9 protein-coding genes and 8 pseudogenes are annotated in these 16,311 nt (G+C 57.2%); 11 read left to right on the top strand and 6 right to left on the bottom strand.

Features of this window, described 5'->3' with window-relative positions; all coding sequences use genetic code 11:
* Nucleotides 1-90 precede the first annotated feature (90 nt).
* Nucleotides 91-631 (top strand): annotated as a pseudogene (locus ACTBDU_RS11810) (glycine zipper 2TM domain-containing protein).
* Nucleotides 632-726: 95 nt separating this feature from the next.
* On the opposite strand, the pseudogene ACTBDU_RS11805 reads toward ACTBDU_RS11810, so the two are convergent.
* Nucleotides 727-2,850, bottom strand: a pseudogene (locus ACTBDU_RS11805) (TRCF domain-containing protein); the annotation flags it as partial.
* A 636-nt stretch (nucleotides 2,851-3,486) separates the two neighbouring features.
* On the opposite strand from ACTBDU_RS11805, the gene lolC reads away from it, so the two are divergent.
* The 4 genes from lolC to cobB are packed head-to-tail and all read left to right on the top strand — an operon-like array spanning nucleotide 3,487 to nucleotide 7,487.
* Nucleotides 3,487-4,689: a lipoprotein-releasing ABC transporter permease subunit LolC gene (gene lolC / locus ACTBDU_RS11800; RefSeq protein ID WP_438806579.1), complete on the top strand. Its 1,203-nt coding sequence runs from the start codon at nucleotides 3,487-3,489 to the stop codon at nucleotides 4,687-4,689.
* Complete coding sequence (gene lolD, locus ACTBDU_RS11795; protein WP_438806578.1) at nucleotides 4,682-5,389, top strand: lipoprotein-releasing ABC transporter ATP-binding protein LolD; 708 nt, start codon at nucleotides 4,682-4,684, stop codon at nucleotides 5,387-5,389. The genes lolC and lolD overlap by 8 nt, the downstream gene beginning before the upstream one ends.
* Nucleotides 5,386-6,630, top strand: coding sequence for a lipoprotein-releasing ABC transporter permease subunit LolE (gene lolE, locus ACTBDU_RS11790; protein WP_438806577.1), 1,245 nt, complete (start codon nucleotides 5,386-5,388; stop codon nucleotides 6,628-6,630). Before lolD ends, lolE begins: the two co-directional genes overlap by 4 nt.
* Nucleotides 6,631-6,656: 26 nt before the next feature.
* A complete protein-coding gene (gene cobB, locus ACTBDU_RS11785; protein ID WP_438806576.1) occupies nucleotides 6,657-7,487 on the top strand; it encodes a Sir2 family NAD+-dependent deacetylase in 831 nt (276 codons plus the stop codon).
* 97 nt (nucleotides 7,488-7,584) lie between these two features.
* Here the strand turns inward: cobB and ACTBDU_RS11780 are convergent.
* Together ACTBDU_RS11780 and ACTBDU_RS11775 are read right to left on the bottom strand one after the other, a co-directional pair.
* Nucleotides 7,585-8,757, bottom strand: a pseudogene (locus tag ACTBDU_RS11780) (IS3 family transposase).
* Nucleotides 8,758-8,824: 67 nt separating this feature from the next.
* A pseudogene (locus ACTBDU_RS11775) lies at nucleotides 8,825-9,398 on the bottom strand (efflux RND transporter periplasmic adaptor subunit); the annotation flags it as partial.
* 183 nt (nucleotides 9,399-9,581) lie between these two features.
* Here ACTBDU_RS11775 and acrR point away from each other — a divergent pair.
* Nucleotides 9,582-10,203: pseudogene (gene acrR / locus ACTBDU_RS11770) on the top strand (multidrug efflux transporter transcriptional repressor AcrR).
* A gap of 29 nt (nucleotides 10,204-10,232) precedes the next feature.
* On the opposite strand, the gene ACTBDU_RS11765 reads toward acrR, so the two are convergent.
* Both ACTBDU_RS11765 and priC read right to left on the bottom strand, forming a co-directional pair.
* Nucleotides 10,233-10,382 (bottom strand): DUF2496 domain-containing protein, encoded by a 150-nt coding sequence (locus ACTBDU_RS11765; protein WP_438806580.1) that lies wholly within the window; start codon nucleotides 10,380-10,382, stop codon nucleotides 10,233-10,235.
* A 108-nt stretch (nucleotides 10,383-10,490) separates the two neighbouring features.
* Nucleotides 10,491-11,024, bottom strand: coding sequence for a primosomal replication protein PriC (gene priC, locus ACTBDU_RS11760; RefSeq protein WP_438806575.1), 534 nt, complete (start codon nucleotides 11,022-11,024; stop codon nucleotides 10,491-10,493).
* Between the two features lie 262 nt (nucleotides 11,025-11,286).
* Here priC and apt point away from each other — a divergent pair, with 262 nt between their 5' ends.
* From apt to ACTBDU_RS11735, 5 genes and pseudogenes are all read left to right on the top strand, one after another.
* Complete coding sequence (apt, locus tag ACTBDU_RS11755) at nucleotides 11,287-11,838, top strand: adenine phosphoribosyltransferase (RefSeq protein WP_438806574.1); 552 nt, start codon at nucleotides 11,287-11,289, stop codon at nucleotides 11,836-11,838.
* A gap of 74 nt (nucleotides 11,839-11,912) precedes the next feature.
* On the top strand, nucleotides 11,913-14,300 hold the full coding sequence (gene dnaX / locus ACTBDU_RS11750; RefSeq protein ID WP_438806573.1) for a DNA polymerase III subunit gamma/tau: 2,388 nt from the start codon (nucleotides 11,913-11,915) through the stop codon (nucleotides 14,298-14,300).
* Nucleotides 14,301-14,359: 59 nt separating this feature from the next.
* Complete coding sequence (locus ACTBDU_RS11745) at nucleotides 14,360-14,689, top strand: YbaB/EbfC family nucleoid-associated protein (RefSeq protein ID WP_438806572.1); 330 nt, start codon at nucleotides 14,360-14,362, stop codon at nucleotides 14,687-14,689.
* Nucleotides 14,689-15,299: pseudogene (recR, locus tag ACTBDU_RS11740) on the top strand (recombination mediator RecR). Before ACTBDU_RS11745 ends, recR begins: the two are co-directional and overlap by 1 nt.
* 188 nt (nucleotides 15,300-15,487) lie before the next feature.
* Nucleotides 15,488-16,162 (top strand): annotated as a pseudogene (locus tag ACTBDU_RS11735) (ATP-binding protein); the annotation flags it as partial.
* A 10-nt stretch (nucleotides 16,163-16,172) separates the two neighbouring features.
* Here ACTBDU_RS11735 and ACTBDU_RS11730 read toward each other — a convergent pair.
* Nucleotides 16,173-16,311: pseudogene (locus ACTBDU_RS11730) on the bottom strand (IS3 family transposase); the annotation flags it as partial.

Here is a 16,311-nt window from a genome sequence, read left to right as displayed (position 1 = left end):
ATTTTTTATTTTCATTGGTGCACCCGTGTTGTTCTGAGGTGAGCATATCACCTCTGTTCAGATGGCCAAATTCAGTGTGCCACTACACCCGTGAATAAATCATTATTGGCAGGCGTTGGCATCGGTATTGCCGCCGCGGCGGGTATCGCGGCGGTAGCCGGGCTGGACGTGTTTTCCTCCAGCCCGAAATACGCCCAGGTCGTCACGGCATCGCCCATCAATGAAACGATTAAAACGCCGCGTCAGGAGTGCCGTACGGTCACCGTGACCTACCGCCGCCCGGTGCAGGACGAGAACAAAATCGCCGGTTCGGTATTAGGCACCGTGGCTGGCGGGGTCCTCGGCCATCAGTTCGGCGGCGGGCGGGGCAGGGATGTCGCAATCGTCGCCGGCGCGCTAGCGGGTGGCTTATGCGGGCAATCAGGTCCAGGGCAACCTACAGGATCGCGATACGTATACCACCAACCGCCAGCGTTGCCAGATGGTGTATGATAAATCGCAAAAACTGCTGGGCTATGGCGTCACGTATAAAATTGGCGATCAGCAAGGCAAAATTTGCATGGACCACGATCCGGGCACGAAAATTCCCCTGGACCGCAACGGTCAACTGGTGCTGAACGACCAGGCCTAATATTGCTAGACGGCGGGTTGTCACCGCAGCCATAGCCGCATCAAAATCTGTAACGCCGCGTCGGGGGTGCTACCCTGGCGCGGCGTTTGCGCATGTTAAGCGCTCAGCGTATGTTGCTGCAATTCTCGCAACAGCCCGTCGACATACTGCAGTCGCGTCATGCGGTCCGCCAGGTCGCAGATAAACTTCAAGCGGGTCGGTTTGTCTAGCCGATAAGTCCCAGGCTCGCGCGTGGGCAGACCAATAAGATAAACAGGATCGACGCGATTGGTGGCGCTGAATTCGATAAAGCCCCCTTTATTGTTGCCCTCGATACGCTGGATCCCCAGACTTTGCGCCCGCTGCCGCAGGCCGGCTATCGCCAGCAAATAGCGTGCCGGATCGGGCAGCAAACCGAAGCGATCAATGAGCTTCACTTTCAGGTCTTCGATTTCACGATCGTCGGCGGCGCTGGCAATACGTTTATACAGCGACAGGCGGGTATTGACGTCGGGGATATACTCTTCCGGCAGCAGCGCGGGCATCCGCAGTTCCACCTCGGTCAGCTGGCGAATGAGATCGTCCAGCGAGGGCTCGCGGCCGGCTTTAAGGGCGCCCACTGCGCTTTCCAAAAGCTCCATATACAGAGAAAAGCCAATCGTTTCCATTTGGCCGCTTTGATCTTCCCCCAGCAGCTGGCCGGCGCCGCGAATTTCCAGATCGTGCGTCGCCAGCGTGAAGCCGGCGCCGAGATCCTCCAGCGAGGCGATCGCCTCCAGCCGTTTATGGGCATCCTGGCTTAGTGCTTTCGGCAGCGGGGTCAGCAGGTAGGCGTGAGCCTGATGGTGCGAACGGCCGACCCGGCCGCGCAATTGATGTAACTGCGCTAAGCCGAAATGATCCGCCCGCTCGATGATAATGGTATTGGCATTGGCGATGTTGATACCGGTTTCGATGATGGTAGTACACACCAGCACATTAAAACGTTGATGGTGAAAATCATTCATCACCCGCTCCAATTCACGCTCGCGCAGCTGACCGTGGCCGATGGCGATACGTGCCTCGGGCACCAGCGTTTCCAGGCGGCGGGCGGCTTTCTCAATATTTTCCACATTAAAGATAATAGACCTGGCCGCCGCGCAGTACCCTCGCGCAGGATGGCTTCACGCACCACCAGCACGTCGTATTTACGCACAAAGGTTTTCACCGCCACCCGCCGCGCCGGCGGGGTGGCGATAATCGACAGATCGCGCATGCCGCTCATCGTTATATTCAACGTGCGCGGGATAGGCGTGGCGGTCAGGGTCAGGATATCGACGTCGGCACGCATCGCTTTGATGCGCTCCTTGTGGCGCACGCCGAAGCGGTGCTCCTCGTCGACGAGGAGCAAACCCAAATCGTGCCATTTGACATCGCTTTGCAGAAGCTTATGGGTACCGATGAGAATATCCACTTTGCCTTCGGCGGTCTGCTCCAGCACCTGCGCCTGATCCCGGGCGCTGCGGAAACGAGAAATCATCTCGATACGCACCGGCCAGTTAGCGAACCTGTTGCAGAAATTGTCGAAATGCTGCTGCGCCAGCAAGGTGGTCGGCACCAGCACGGCTACCTGTTTGTGGTTTTCAATTGCCAGAAAAGCGGCGTGCATCGCCACTTCCGTTTTTCCGAAGCCGACATCGCCGCAGACCACGCGGTCCATGGCCAGCGGCTGGTACATGTCGCTCAGCACCGCGTTAATCGCCTGGCTCTGATCTGCGGTGGGCTTAAAGGGAAATCCTTCGCAAATCAGCGCCCGTGCGCGTGGGGCATCGATAAAGCCGCGCTCGCTGGCGCCGATGATGAGATAAGCGCCCGGTGCGGCGGCGTCCTCCAGCCGGTTTATCAGCGTCGGCAGAATTTTCACCCGCGCCAGCAGCTCGCTCAGGGTTTCCCGCCGCCCCTCGCTTTCCACCGAGAAAATCACCGGACCGTCAAACTGCTCGCGCCACTGACTGCGAAACAGCTCTATGGCGGCTTTGTCGGTGGGGAATTCGTGCGCTGGCAGCAAATTGATGGAGGTCACTTCCTGCAATGTGCGCTGGGTATCGACACCGAAAATGCGCAGGCTGTCTATCCCATCGTCAAAAAAATCGATGCGGTAAGGCTCTTCGCTGCCCATGGGATAAAGATCCAGCAGCGCGCCGCGGGTGGCTAATTCACCGTACCTGATCGACGCGGCGATAGCCGGCCTGCTCCAGCTGCGCGCGCAATGTCTCCCGGGACAGACGCTGGCCTTTGGTCATCAACAGGGTGTGGCGATGCAAAAAGGTGTGCGGGCAAACCCGCTGCATCAAGGTATTTACCGGCAGGATAATAACGCCGCGCGCAAGCGAAGGCGGCTGGTAGAGGGTGGCGATCCTGTCGGAAATAATTTCCTGATGGGGAGAAAAGCTCTCGTAGGGCAGGGTTTCTCGGTACGGTAGGGTCAATACCGGGTGACGGGTGAATTGCAGGATCTCATCGTGCAGCCGCAGCGCGCTTTGCATGTCGGTGGTGATGAGCAGCAGCGGTCCCGAATAGCGGTCGACGATGGCGGCGCATTCGACGGCGCCGCTGCCGGTAAGCTGACCCAGGATCAGCTTCTTGCCGGCTTGGGTAGGTAAGGTATAACGATCGCGTTCTGAACATAGCCAATGATGAATCTCTTTTCTCACATCACGGGGCTATCGCAGCACAGCCTGCGGTGAAATGCGGCAGCGGCGGGGGCGATGGCTAAAAAATGCGCGCTTTCAGGAATAAAAGCCGGCCACAACGGCGCTTAATGGTTCCATAATGCCATACGACCCTTTATTATCCTTGATCACTTTGCTTTCGCAACCGCATCCAGACGGAAATCAATGTATCAACCTGTCGTATTATATATTGGCCTGCGCTATATACGCGGGCGGGCAGCAGACCGCTTCGGCCGTTTTGTCTCCTGGCTCTCCACCATCGGCATCACGCTTGGCGTCATGGCGTTGGTGACCGTATTGTCGGTGATGAACGGTTTCGAGCGTGAACTGGAGAGCAACATTCTCGGGTTGATGCCTCAGGCGCTGTTGACCAGCCCCGAGGGGCGCCTAGATCCTAAACGTATTCCGGCCTCGGTGCCAGACGCGCTTGTGGGCGTGACGCGCGTGGCGCCGCTGACCACCGGTGATGTGGTGCTGCAAAGCGCGCGTAGCGTGGCGGTCGGCGTTATGCTCGGCGTAAACCCGACCGATCCCGAACCCTTGTCGCATTATCTGGTGGACACGCGTCAGAACGACCTCGTGGCCGGCCAATACCGGGTGATCCTGGGCGATGAGCTGGCCGCGGCGCTCGGTGTCAAACACGGCGATGCAGTGCGGCTGATGGTGCCCGGCGCCAGTCAATTCACGCCGATGGGCCGGATTCCCAGCCAGCGGCTCTTTACCGTGGTCGGCACCTTCGCCGCCAACAGTGAAGTGGATGGTTATCAACTGCTGGTCAATCAGCAGGATGCATCGCGCCTGATGCGTTATCCGGCCGGCTGTATCACCGGCTGGCGCTTGTGGCTGCAGCAGCCGCTGGCAGTAGATGAATTAAGCGCCCGGCCGCTGCCTGACGGGCTGGTGTGGCATGACTGGCGCGAACGTAAGGGCGAGCTGTTCCAGGCCGTGCGGATGGAAAAAAACATGATGGGCCTGCTGTTAAGCCTTATCGTCGCGGTAGCGGCGTTCAATATTATCACCTCGCTCGGACTGCTGGTGATGGAAAAACAGGCCGAGGTAGCGATTCTGCAAACCCAGGGGCTGACCCGCCAGCAGGTAATGCTGGTGTTTATCGCCCAGGGGTCTAGTGCCGGCATTGTCGGTGCGTTATTGGGGACCGGGCTGGGGGTTTTACTGGCCAGCCAGTTGAACCGGCTGATGCCGATACTCGGGGCGCTGCTTGACGGCGCCGCGCTGCCGGTCGCTATCGAACCGCTACAGGTGACAATCATCGCGCTGTCGGCCATGGTCGTGGCGTTGCTTTCGACAATCTATCCTTCCTGGCGCGCTGCCTCCGTTCATCCCGCTGAGGCTTTACGCTATGAATGAGACCCCTTTGTTACACTGCTCCCAACTCAGCAAACGTTATCAGGAAGGTAAGCTTTACACCGACGTATTACGTAACGTCAGTTTCACGCTAGAGCGCGGCGAGATGATGGCGATTGTCGGCAGTTCCGGTTCCGGTAAAAGCACCCTATTGCACCTGCTGGGCGGACTGGATGAACCGACCGGCGGCGAGGTGATATTTGAAGGACAGCCGCTGAACAAGCTCTCATCGGCTGCACGCGCCATGGTGCTCAATCGGCGGCTGGGGTTTATTTATCAATTCCATCATTTGCTGCCAGACTTCACCGCGCTGGAAAATGTGGCAATGCCGCTGCTGATTGGCGGCGCTCGTCCAGCACAGGCACAAGAAACAGCGCGGGAAATGCTGGCGGCGGTGGGGCTTGAGAAACGCGGCCATTATCGACCGGCTGAACTGTCTGGCGGCGAGCGGCAGCGGGTGGCGATCGCCCGCGCGCTGGTGAATCATCCGGCGCTGGTGCTGGCCGACGAACCGACCGGCAATCTGGACCAGCGCAATGCCGCCAGTATTTTTGAACTCCTGTGCGCGCTGAACATGTGCCAAGGCACCGCTTTTCTGATCGTGACCCATGACTTTCAATTGGCGAAGCGGCTACATCGGCAGTTGGAAATGCGTGACGGCGCGCTACAGGCTGACGGCGCGCTGCTGGGAGCCGCGCAATGAAGATGCCGCTGTCGTTACAGATTGCGCTTCGCTTCAGCCGCGGGCGGCGGCGGGGCGGTATGGTGTCGTTAATCTCGGTTATCTCCACCATTGGCATTGCCCTCGGCGTGGCGGTTCTGATTATCGGCCTCAGCGCCATGAACGGGTTCGAGCGCGAGCTGAATAACCGGATATTGGCGGTCGTGCCGCACGGGGAAATCGAGCCGGTGGATCCGCCGTTTGCCGATTGGCAGGGGGTGTTAAAACGCATTGAAAAGGTGCCGGGTATCCTCGCCGCCGCGCCTTATCTGAATTTCACCGGCCTGGTCGAACGTGACGATAAGTTGCAAGCAATACAGGTCAAAGGCGTCGACCCGGCGCTGGAAATGCGGTTAAGCGCGCTGCCGCGCTATGTTCAGGATAATGCTTGGGCGCGTTTTCAGGCCGATCAACAGCAAATCATCGTGGGGAAAGGGGTTGCCGACACGCTTAAAGTCAAGCCCGGCGACTGGCTGACGGTGATGATCCCCAACAGCGACCCGCAAATGACGCTGCTGCAGCCAAAACGTATCCTCTTGCAGGTTAGCGGCGTTTTGGCGCTCAACGGCCAGCTGGATCACAGTTTTGCGATGGTGCCTCTGGCGGACGCCCAGCGCTATTTGCAGCGCGGCGAAGATGTGGGCGGCATCGCCATTAAGGTCAGCGATGTGTTTAACGCCAACAAGCTGGTTCGCGATGCGGGCGAGGTCACCAACGCCTACGTCAAAATTCGCAGCTGGATCGGCACCTACGGCTATATGTGCCGCGATATTCAAATGATTCGCGCCATCATGTACCTGGCGATGGTATTGGTGATAGGCGTCGCCTGTTTCAATATCGTTTCTACGCTGGTGATAGCGGTGAAGGATAAAAGCGCCGACATCGCGATTTTACGCACGCTAGGGGCCAAAGACGGGCTGACTCGTGCTATTTTTATTTGGTATGGCCTGCTGGCGGGCTTGAGCGGCAGCGTTTGCGGCGCGGCGGTCGGCGTGCTGATGGCGCTCAATCTGACCACGCTGGTGAAGGGGCTGGAGCGGGTGCTGGGTCATCGGTTATTGTCCGGTGATATCTATTTTATCGATTTTCTGCCCACCGAGCTGCACTGGGTGGATGTGACCAGCGTGCTGGCGAAGGCGCTGCTGCTGAGTCTGCTGGCGAGCTGGTATCCGGCGCGGCGTGCAAGCCGCATCGATCCCGCCCGGGTATTGAGCGGTCAATAAGGCCCCTTCCATAAGGAACAGCGTGCATGCGTATACATCGCCGGTTAATCCGGTTTCGCAAAGGTAAAAGGTTAAAGCAACAGCGCCTGCGCGCCCGTATTTTTCACCGAGGCTCACTAGCGGTGACCAAAATGAAAAAACCTTTCGTTGTGGTACTGACAGGGGCGGGTATTTCCGCCGAGTCGGGGATTCGCACTTTCCGGGCCGAGGACGGGTTGTGGGAGGAGCACCGGGTAGAGGATGTCGCCACGCCCGAAGGCTTTGCCCGCGATCCTGCGCTGGTGCAGGCGTTTTATAACGCCTGCCGCCGTCAGCTGCAGCAACCGGAGATCGCGGCGAATGCCGCCCATCTGGCACTGGCTGAACTGGAGCAAATGCTGGGTGATAATTTCCTGCTGATTACCCAAAACATCGATAATCTGCACGAACGCGCCGGTAACCGCCGCATTATCCATATGCACGGGGAGTTGCTGAAGGTACGCTGCAGCCAAAGCGGCCAGATCCTTGACTGGATCGATGACGTGACGGAAACCGACCGTTGTCATTGCTGCCAGTTTCCCGCCGTGCTGCGTCCTCATGTGGTGTGGTTTGGTGAAATGCCGCTCGGGATGGATGACATTTATCATGCGCTGGCCCGCGCCGACTGTTTTTTGGCGATTGGCACCTCGGGGCATGTTTACCCGGCCGCCGGCTTCGTGCATGAAGCTCGCCTTTGCGGTGCGCGCACCATTGAGTTGAATTTGGCGCCGAGCCAGGTAGAAAGCCAGTTCGAGGAAAAATTCTATGGCCCGGCCAGCCGGTGCGTGCCCCAGTGGACCCGCAAGTTTATCGACGGTTTTATCGCCCAGCGCGGCTGAGCTGTGTCGGTTTTGCTCTCTTTAGGCATAAAACTGACCTGACACAATATTTTCCAGCGCGGCGCTGGTCATAATGGGCCGTGGCGAAGTGTAGTGGTCAACTAAAACTGGCCACCGCGTTAGCGTTTTTCCAGTATCTATTTTCTGATTCGTTTGGTGGCAACCCACCGTTATATTCATGCGGCCTGAGTGCGCTGTAATATCCCACGATATAGTCGGTAATTTCATGAGCTGCTTCGCTGAAGCTTATGTAGCCCGTTACCGGTATCCACTCGTTTTTCAGACTTCTGAAGAAGCGCTCCATCGGACTGTTATCCCAACAGTTACCCCGCCGACTCATGCTTTGTTTGATCCAGTAACGCCACAGCAACTGTTGGAACTGCCTGCTCGTATAGTGGCTACCCTGATCGCTGTAGAACATCACTCCGGCTGGTTTACCACGCGTTTCCCATGCCATTTCCAGTGCTTTGATGGTCAGTCTGCTGTCCGGGGAGAATGACATAGCCCAGCCCACCGGTTTCCTCGCGAACAGATCAAGAACAACAGCAAGGTATGCCCAGCGTTTCCCGGTCTAGATATACGTCACATCGCCGCACCATACCTGGTTTGGCGCCGTTACAGCGAACTGGCGCTCAAGATAATTCGGGATCGCAACATGCTTCTGACCGCCACGCTTATACCTGTGCGTCTGCTACTGACAACTGACCAGCCCCAGCTTTTTCATGACCCTGCTTGCGAGCCAGCGCCCCATCCCGGAAGCCTCTCTGGGTTGCCATGGTGGCGATACTTCTCGCGCCAGCAGCGGTACCATGGCTGATATGTGCAGTTCATGAACCTGACTGCGCAATACCGTTCGCCTGCCGTCTGGCCTGTCAGGACGACTATTCCAGTATTTGTAACTGCTGCGATGAACCCTGAACACGTGGCAGAGTGTGGCCACAGGATAATGCGCTCTGAGTTTCCCGATTAACGAGAACTGTTCAGGGAGTCTGACATCAAGAATGCTGTAGCCTTTTTTAATATTTCATTTTCCATTTCAATGCGTTGTACCTTCTTCTTGAGCTCACGTATTTTGATTTGTTCCGGGGTTTATGGGAGAGGCTTTTGATGTTTTCCCCTGTCGCTTATCACGCAGTTGTTTTACCCATTTCGTCATCGTAGAAAGGCCGACGTCCATGGCTTTTGCTGCTTGCGCGGCGGTGTAATTTTGGTCGACAACCAGTTGAGTGGATTCGAGTTTGAATTCAGGACTAAAATTTTTTCTTTTTATTGGTGCACCCGTGTTGTTCTAAGGTGAGCACATATCACCTCTGTTTAGGTGGCTAAATTCAGTGTGCCACTACAGATTTGCCGATGCGGCCGCTTATCGGAGACGTGACGCGGGTGTAAGCCAGATTAATGCGGGCGGTTTCCAGCGCGGCTTGAGCGGCCTGCACGGCGGCATCATTTTGCGCCAAGGTGGCCACCGCCTAATCATAGTCCTGGCGGTTGACATGGCTGGTGGAGAGCAGTTTTTTATAGCGGTTGACGGTCACCCGGGCAATGCCGGCATTCGCCTGCGTCTGGGCCAGATCGCCCTTGGCGCTGTTATAGGCGGCCTGATAGGTTGCAGGGTCAATCTGATACAGAGACACACCTGCCGTGACATCGCTGCCTTCGACAAAGTTACGTTTCAGGATAGTACCATCGACCTGCGGGCGGACTTCCGCGACACGAAAAGAAACTGTGCGGCCCGGGTAAGTCGGTAGTGACATTCAGTGCTTGTTTTTTTAGCGTCACAACGCCCACTTCGGGAGCCTGCTGCTGATTTCCTGCTTTGTTAGCCTCTTTATTATCGCAGCCTGCGAGAATAAAACTGCCGGAAAGCATCAGAACGCCCGCCAGAGGCAATAGCCCTCTGTTTTTGTTCATAGATAAACTCCAAGATTCCGATTTGAAAAAATTGATCAAGTGATCACAAGCCCCAAAGACAGTGCTGCGTTATATTTTTCGTTATGCTATGTTACATACATTCAAGAATGTATGTAAATCCAAAGACCCCGCTAAAACGGGGCTATGGCACAAAAAACCAAACGACAGGCTTAGGAAACCTGTCTGCATATACTGGACGCCGCCATCAAGGCCTTCCTCAGAGAGAGGGGTATCCGCCACATCACTGAATGATATCGCGGTACTGGCCGGGGTAACGCGCGGCTCAATTTATTGGCACTTCAAAAATAAAGCTGAGTTATTCAATGAAATACTTCACACGGCTGACAGTAAGATCCAAGATTTTGAAACAGAGTATCAAACAAAATATCCAGACAATCCACTTTATGTGTTAACCGAGACAATGATTTACATTCTTGACGCTACCGTTTCTAACCGCCAGTGGCGTGAGCTTATAGAAATATTGTTTTATAAATGCGAATTTGTGGGTGAAATGGCGCAGTACCAGGAAGTGCGATCGTAACTGTTTGATGAATGTTACGGCCGGCTGGAAGCGACACTCAGCCGCTGCATCGAACAGCAGCAATTACCCGCAACACTGCACTACCGGCGTGCGGCGATCATGTTGCGCGCTTACATGACCGGCCTCATGGAAAACTGGCTGTTCATTCCCGGCAGTTTTGATCTGCAAGCCGAGTCGCGCACCCTGGTATTTGGGCTTATCAACATGCTACGCATCAGCCCGATGTTGCGCTGCGGGCAAAACGACGCGCCGCACTCCGCCTGAGGATCTGCGCTTACACAGCCTGAAAACGCTTACTCCGCTGTATCCGTTTTGCGCAAGTAATCATTTTTGACGATTTCCAATGCCGCCAGCACCAGCTCCCGGCGCCAGTTCATTTTTTCCAGCAGCATAATCAAATCGATTGCCAATCTGATTTCGGGAGATTCGTCTTCGAGGGTCACCTCGCTCTCCTGCACAACTCAGGCTGTAAACTGAAGCATAAATGATATTATTTACATTTTTAAAGATGAATAGGTAACTAATTTGTGCCACCGGAGGAATTATTTTGTTTATTCGCCCCGTTCGCGGCGCTCTATTTGATATTCCAGACGGGTCAATGCCTGCCGGCAACGTATAAGACGTCCTTCCAGCGCGGCGATTTCCTGCTGTAGCTGCCGAGCACGGGCGAGATCGTTTGCAGCGGTGCGCAAGCTATCGCGATCGCGGATCATCGCCAGCAGCCGCCGCTTATAATCCTGATATTCGGCCAGGCGGGCATACACATCTTCGGCCGGCGCGCTGGCAGGGTGTCCGTGCAGCAAATTTTGCGTGGCCAGCTCGCGGGAGAGTGCCAACATTTGATCGGTGAGCCGCTGGGACAGCCAGGCAACGCGCTCGGTGCGGCCCTGTTCCACCGCGCTGGTCAAATGAGAGAGCGTTGCGCGGCTCTCGGACAGGTAATCCTGAAGCCGGTTGCCGCGTACGCTGAACAACAGGGGATCGAAACGGGATTGCTGCACCAGTGGGTGCCCCTGAGCGTCGATGCGTGCGGCTAATTCGTTAAGTCGGGCGCCAAGGGCGGTAATCAGTTGAGATGCGTGCACGCCATTTACCTGTAATGAATGACATCGGAGTCGACTTTTATGATAATACCCCATCATTTTCAGTGATGCACTGCATTAACGCAGAGGACGCGGCGGCGCAGCGTGCGCCACGTCAATAATTTGCCTCCTCAACGTTTACCGGCGGTTGCATTTTTGCGGTAGTTTGCATAGATTTGAGCGCTTTCGTGCGCGGTCAGTCTTGTTTAAGCCATGACAGGCGCCGCGTTGATGATGAATTGAGGCTTTTCCAGGCATACCCACTATGACCGCTACGGAACAACAATTAGCATTAATCAAGCAAAACATCAAATCGCTTCCGGACTATCCGAAACCCGGCATTCTGTTTCGCGATGTCACCAGCCTGCTGGAAAACTCGCGCGCCTATGCCGCCAGCATTGCGCTGTTGGCCGATCGCTTTCGCGATGCCGGCCTGACGAAAATCGTTGGCACCGAAGCGCGTGGATTTCTGTTCGGCGCACCGGTCGCGCTGGCGTTGGGGCTGGGGTTTGTTCCGGTGCGCAAGCCCGGCAAGCTGCCGCGTGAAACCATCAGTGAAAACTATGTGCTGGAATATGGCACCGACAGCCTCGAAATCCATAAAGACGCTATAGTCCCCGGCGATAAAGTACTGGTGGTGGACGATCTGCTGGCCACGGGAGGGACTATCTGCGCCACGGTGAAACTGATTCGGCGGCTCGGCGGCGAGGTGCAGGATGCGGCCTTCGTTATCAATTTGGCCGACCTCGGGGGTGAAACGCTTCTTAACAGTATCGGCGTAGCCAGTCATAGCCTGGTACTCTTCCCTGGCCATTGATGACAACAGCCTCGCGCTGCGGTGCGGGGCTGTGTTAGCATGGCCCTCTGTTCCCCCGACGTAAATCGCGACTCATGAGCTATCAGGTGCTTGCCCGTAAGTGGCGTCCGCAAACATTTGCCGATGTAGTAGGCCAGGAGCATGTCCTGACGGCGCTGGCGAACGGCCTTTCATTGGGCAGGATTCATCATGCCTATCTTTTATCCGGCACCCGCGGCGTGGGTAAAACCACGATTGCCCGTCTGCTGGCCAAAGGGCTGAACTGCGAAACCGGTATCACCGCCACCCCCTGCGGCCAATGTGATAATTGCCGGGAAATCGAGCAGGGCCGCTTTGTCGATCTGATTGAAATCGATGCCGCCTCGCGCACTAAAGTTGAAGACACCCGTGAGCTGCTGGATAACGTTCAATATGCCCCGGCGCGCGGCCGCTTCAAGGTGTATCTGATCGATGAAGTGCATATGCTGTCCCGCCACAGTTTTAACGCTTTGCTGAAAATCCTTGAGGAACCGCCGGCACACGTCAAGTTTTTACTGGCCACCACCGATCCGCAAAAACTGCCGGTGACTATCCTTTCCCGCTGTCTGCAATTCCATTTAAAGGCGTTCGATGTTGAGCAGATCCGCAACCAGCTGTCCTCCGTCTTGCAGCAGGAGCGGATCGTTGCCGAGCCACGCGCGCTGCAGCTGCTGGCCCGCGCCGCCGACGGCAGCATGCGCGACGCCCTCAGTCTGACCGACCAGGCCATCGCCATGGGACAGGGGGAGGTGAGCGCCGAGGCGGTAAGTCTGATGCTCGGAACGCTTAACACCGAGCAGCCGCTGGCGCTTATCGAGGCGCTGGCCGCCGCCGACGGCGGCGCGATGATGGCACAACTTGCGCAATGCGCTGCCCGCGGTATGGATTGGGAAAGTCTGCTTGTCGAGATGCTTTCTTTACTGCACCGTCTGGCGCTGGGCCAGCTGGTGCCCGACCAGTTGAATGATGAGGACGATCCGGGCAGCGTACCGCGTTTGCGCGACCTGGCCCGGCGTTTGCCGCCGGCCGATCTGCAACTGTACTATCAGACCCTGCTTATCGGGCGCAAGGAGTTGCCCTTTGCGCCGCATCCCCGGATGGGGGTGGAAATGACGCTGCTGCGCGCGCTGGCGTTCCATCCCGCCGAGGTGGGAACGGTGACGACCGCCGCCAGCACGGGAAAAAAAACGGCTGAATTCGGCGCTACCGGGCGCCACGACAGCACTGCCACCGGCGCGGCCGCAGCAGTCGGTGCCCCGGACGCGTCCGCTGCCAGGCCTGCACCGGCGCAATTAGCGCTTGACAATGCCAGGCGCGCCGGCGCGAACGCGGCGACGCCAGCGCAGGGGGTGCCCGAGTCGTTCTTCTTCTCCGGCGGTGCTGGCGCCGGCCAGCAACCGGCAGTGGTAAAGAGGCAGAATACGCGCGCCAATCCTGCGGCTGGACCGGCAGCGCCGGGGCCTGCGCCCGTCGCTGAGGGCGGCCTTAGCGTCGGCACTGCTCCGGTAGCGGGATCATTGACTGGCGCGCAGACCTCGTCGTCGTCTGGCGGTCGTCAGCCCAGCCGGGTCGATAGCGACGAAGAGAGTTTAATGCAGGCCTATGCCGCCAGCGGCTTCGATGATGATGAAGCCCAGGGCGAGTGGCAAGACGGCGTGCTGAGGCCTGAGAAGGACGCGTTGCGGGCATCTTTCGCGCCGTCTTCTAAAGGCGATAGCCCGTTGCCGGATGCGACCACGCAGCTTTTGCAGGCCCGCACCGCCCTATTAAAGCGGCAGGAAAGCCAAAAAATAAAAAAGGATGAACCGCCGCCGGCGCGCCAAAAAACCGCAGTCACCGCGCTGGAGCGGCTGGCCACCGTGGGCGAACGCGCACAGCAGCGCCAACCCGCCGCCGGCCGGGAAGAGCCGGCGAAAGCCCCGCGGCCGCAGGCGTACCGCTGGCGTGCCAGCCAACAGCACGAGGCAGCTCCGGAGCCGGTAACGACCCCGAAGGCGCTGCGCACGGCGCTGGAGCATGAAAAAACGCCAGAGCTAGCGTTGTGCCTGGCCGAAGAGTCGCTGACACGCGATCTCTGGGCGGCGCAGGTCAACCGTCTGGCGGTGCCTAAACTGGTGCAGCAGCTGGCTTTGAACGCCTGGAAAGAGGATTTGGCGCCGGGCAAAGTCTGTTTGCACCTGCGCGCCTCGCAGCGTCATCTAAACTCGGCCTCGGCGCAAAGCGCCCTGTGCGCCGCGCTGAGCGCCGAACTGGGGGCGCCGGTTGAATTAACCGTAACGGAAGATGATAATCCGGCGATGAAAACGCCATTGGAATGGCGCCAGGCGATTTATGAAGAGAAACTGATGCGGGCGCGGGAAGCGATTCTGAACGATGCGCACATTCAGATGCTGCGACGCTTTTTCGACGCCGAGCTGGATGAAGACAGCATCCGGCCCGTATAACCCGCCGCGCTGCGGCAAGACGCCTCCAGTGCGGCCCGATGCAACTAAGAGAGGAGACTATGTTTGGTAAAGGCGGAATGGGTAACCTGATGAAACAGGCCCAGCAAATGCAGGAAAAAATGCAGCGGATGCAAGAAGAGATCGCGCAGCTGGAGGTGACAGGGGAGTCGGGTGCCGGCCTGGTCAAGGTCACAATTAATGGCGCGCACAATTGCCGCCGTGTCGAAGTCGATCCCAGTCTGCTGGACGATGACAAAGATATGTTGGAAGATCTGATCGCTGCGGCGTTCAACGATGCCGCCCGCCGTATTGCCGAAACCCAGAAGGAAAAAATGGCCGCTGTTTCCAGCGGCATGCAGCTTCCTCCTGGTTTTAAAATGCCGTGCTGATGCAAACCAGTCCCTTACTGGAGGCATTGACGAAGGCCTTGCGCTGCCTGCAGGGCATCGGGCCGAAATCGGCGCAGTGTATGGTTTTCCATTTACTGCAGCGCGATCGCAGCGGCGCGATGCCTCTGGCGCAGGCGCTGACCCGCGCGATGTCGGAAATTGGCCATTGTGCGGATTGCCACACCTTCACCGAGCAGCCTGTCTGCACGATTTGCGCCAATCCCCGCCGGCAGCAGTCGGGCCAAATCTGCGTGTGGTGGAAAGCCCGGCGGACATCCATACTATTGAGTAGACCGGCCAGTTCGCCGGGCGCTATTTTGTGCTGATGGGGCACCTGTCACCTCTCGATGGTATCGGGCCCGGACGACATCGGTCTCGGGCGGCTGCAGGAGCGGCTTGAGAACGAAAGCATTGAGGAGGTCATCCTGGCCACCAACCCGACGGTAAAAGGGGGAGGCGACAGCCAACTATATCGCTGAAATGTGCGCGCATTACGGTGTCATGGCCAGCCGTATCGCCCATGGCGTGCCCGGTAGGCGGCGAACTTGAAATGGTGGACAGCACCACGCTGTCCCATTCGCTGGCGGGCCGTCATCCCATCAAGTTCTGACGCCACTTTGGGCCGGTCCGCCGGCCGGGGGTACGCTTTTTTCACCTTCCGCTTGAAATAGTCCTCCCTTATCCTTATTTGTACTCCATTGCCGTCTTTAACCGCCTGTTTGGTCGCATTTTGGATTAAGGTATAACATGAGTATGAAAGGATAAGAAACCCGCGGGTTTCAATCGGAAGTAAAGCGGCTGCTTCATCTGATAATCCATTCCCTTTATTTTAATAAAAAAATTTTCCTGCGCGAGCTGATTTCCAACGCATCAGAGCGGCGGACAAATTGCGTTTTCGCGCCCTGTCACAGCCCGATTTATACGAAGGGGATGGCGAGTTACGCGTACGCCTGTCCTGCGATAAAGAAAAACGCACTATCACCCTCAGCAATAATGGTATCGGCATGCATCGCGAGAAAGTGATTGACAATTTAGGTACGATTGCCAAATCCGGCACCAAGGCGTTCCTGAAATCAATGGGATCCGATCAGCTAAAAGACAGTTAGCTCATCGGCCAGTTCGGCGTTGGCTTCTGTTCGGCCTTTATTGTTGCGGACAAGGTCACCGTCCGCACCCGTGCTGCCGGCGCTAAACCCGACGAAGGGGTGTTCTGGGAATCTGCCGGCGAAGGGGAATTACACCATCGCCGATATCACCAAGCCGGAGCGCGGTACGCAAATCACCTTGCACCTGCGCGAGGGCGAAGACGACTTCCTTGATGACTGGCGTCTCAAAAGCGTTATCGGCAAATACTCACTCCGACCATATTGCGCTGCCGGTGGAAATCGAGACCCGTAGTAAAAGCGACGAAGAGGGCAGCGACGAAGCGAAGAGGTCGTGACTTGGGAAAAAATCAACAAAGCACAGGCGCTGTGTGTAGTGGTCAACTAAAACTGGCCACCGCGTTAGCGTTTTTCCAGTGTCTATTTTCTGATTCGTTTGGTGGCAACCCACCGTTATATTCATGTGGCCTGAGTGCGCTGTAATATCTCACGATATAGTCGGTAATTTCATAAGCGGCT

Source organism: Sodalis sp. (in: enterobacteria), assembly GCF_051710625.1.
GTDB lineage: Bacteria > Pseudomonadota > Gammaproteobacteria > Enterobacterales > Enterobacteriaceae > JBPESN01.
The sequence above is the reverse complement of the archived record's forward strand: the minus strand, read 5'-3'. Positions and strand labels throughout refer to the sequence as shown.

Bases quoted from the DNA above. Each gene is read 5' to 3' on its own strand.
- dnaX (WP_438806573.1), top strand. From the start codon at position 11,913: ATGAGCTATCAGGTGCTTGCCCGTAAGTGGCGTCCGCAAACATTTGCC.
- lolC (WP_438806579.1), top strand. From the start codon at position 3,487: ATGTATCAACCTGTCGTATTATATATTGGCCTGCGCTATATACGCGGG.
- ACTBDU_RS11745 (WP_438806572.1), top strand. From the start codon at position 14,360: ATGTTTGGTAAAGGCGGAATGGGTAACCTGATGAAACAGGCCCAGCAA.
- cobB (WP_438806576.1), top strand. From the start codon at position 6,657: ATGCGTATACATCGCCGGTTAATCCGGTTTCGCAAAGGTAAAAGGTTA.
- lolE (WP_438806577.1), top strand. From the start codon at position 5,386: ATGAAGATGCCGCTGTCGTTACAGATTGCGCTTCGCTTCAGCCGCGGG.
- lolD (WP_438806578.1), top strand. From the start codon at position 4,682: ATGAATGAGACCCCTTTGTTACACTGCTCCCAACTCAGCAAACGTTAT.
- apt (WP_438806574.1), top strand. From the start codon at position 11,287: ATGACCGCTACGGAACAACAATTAGCATTAATCAAGCAAAACATCAAA.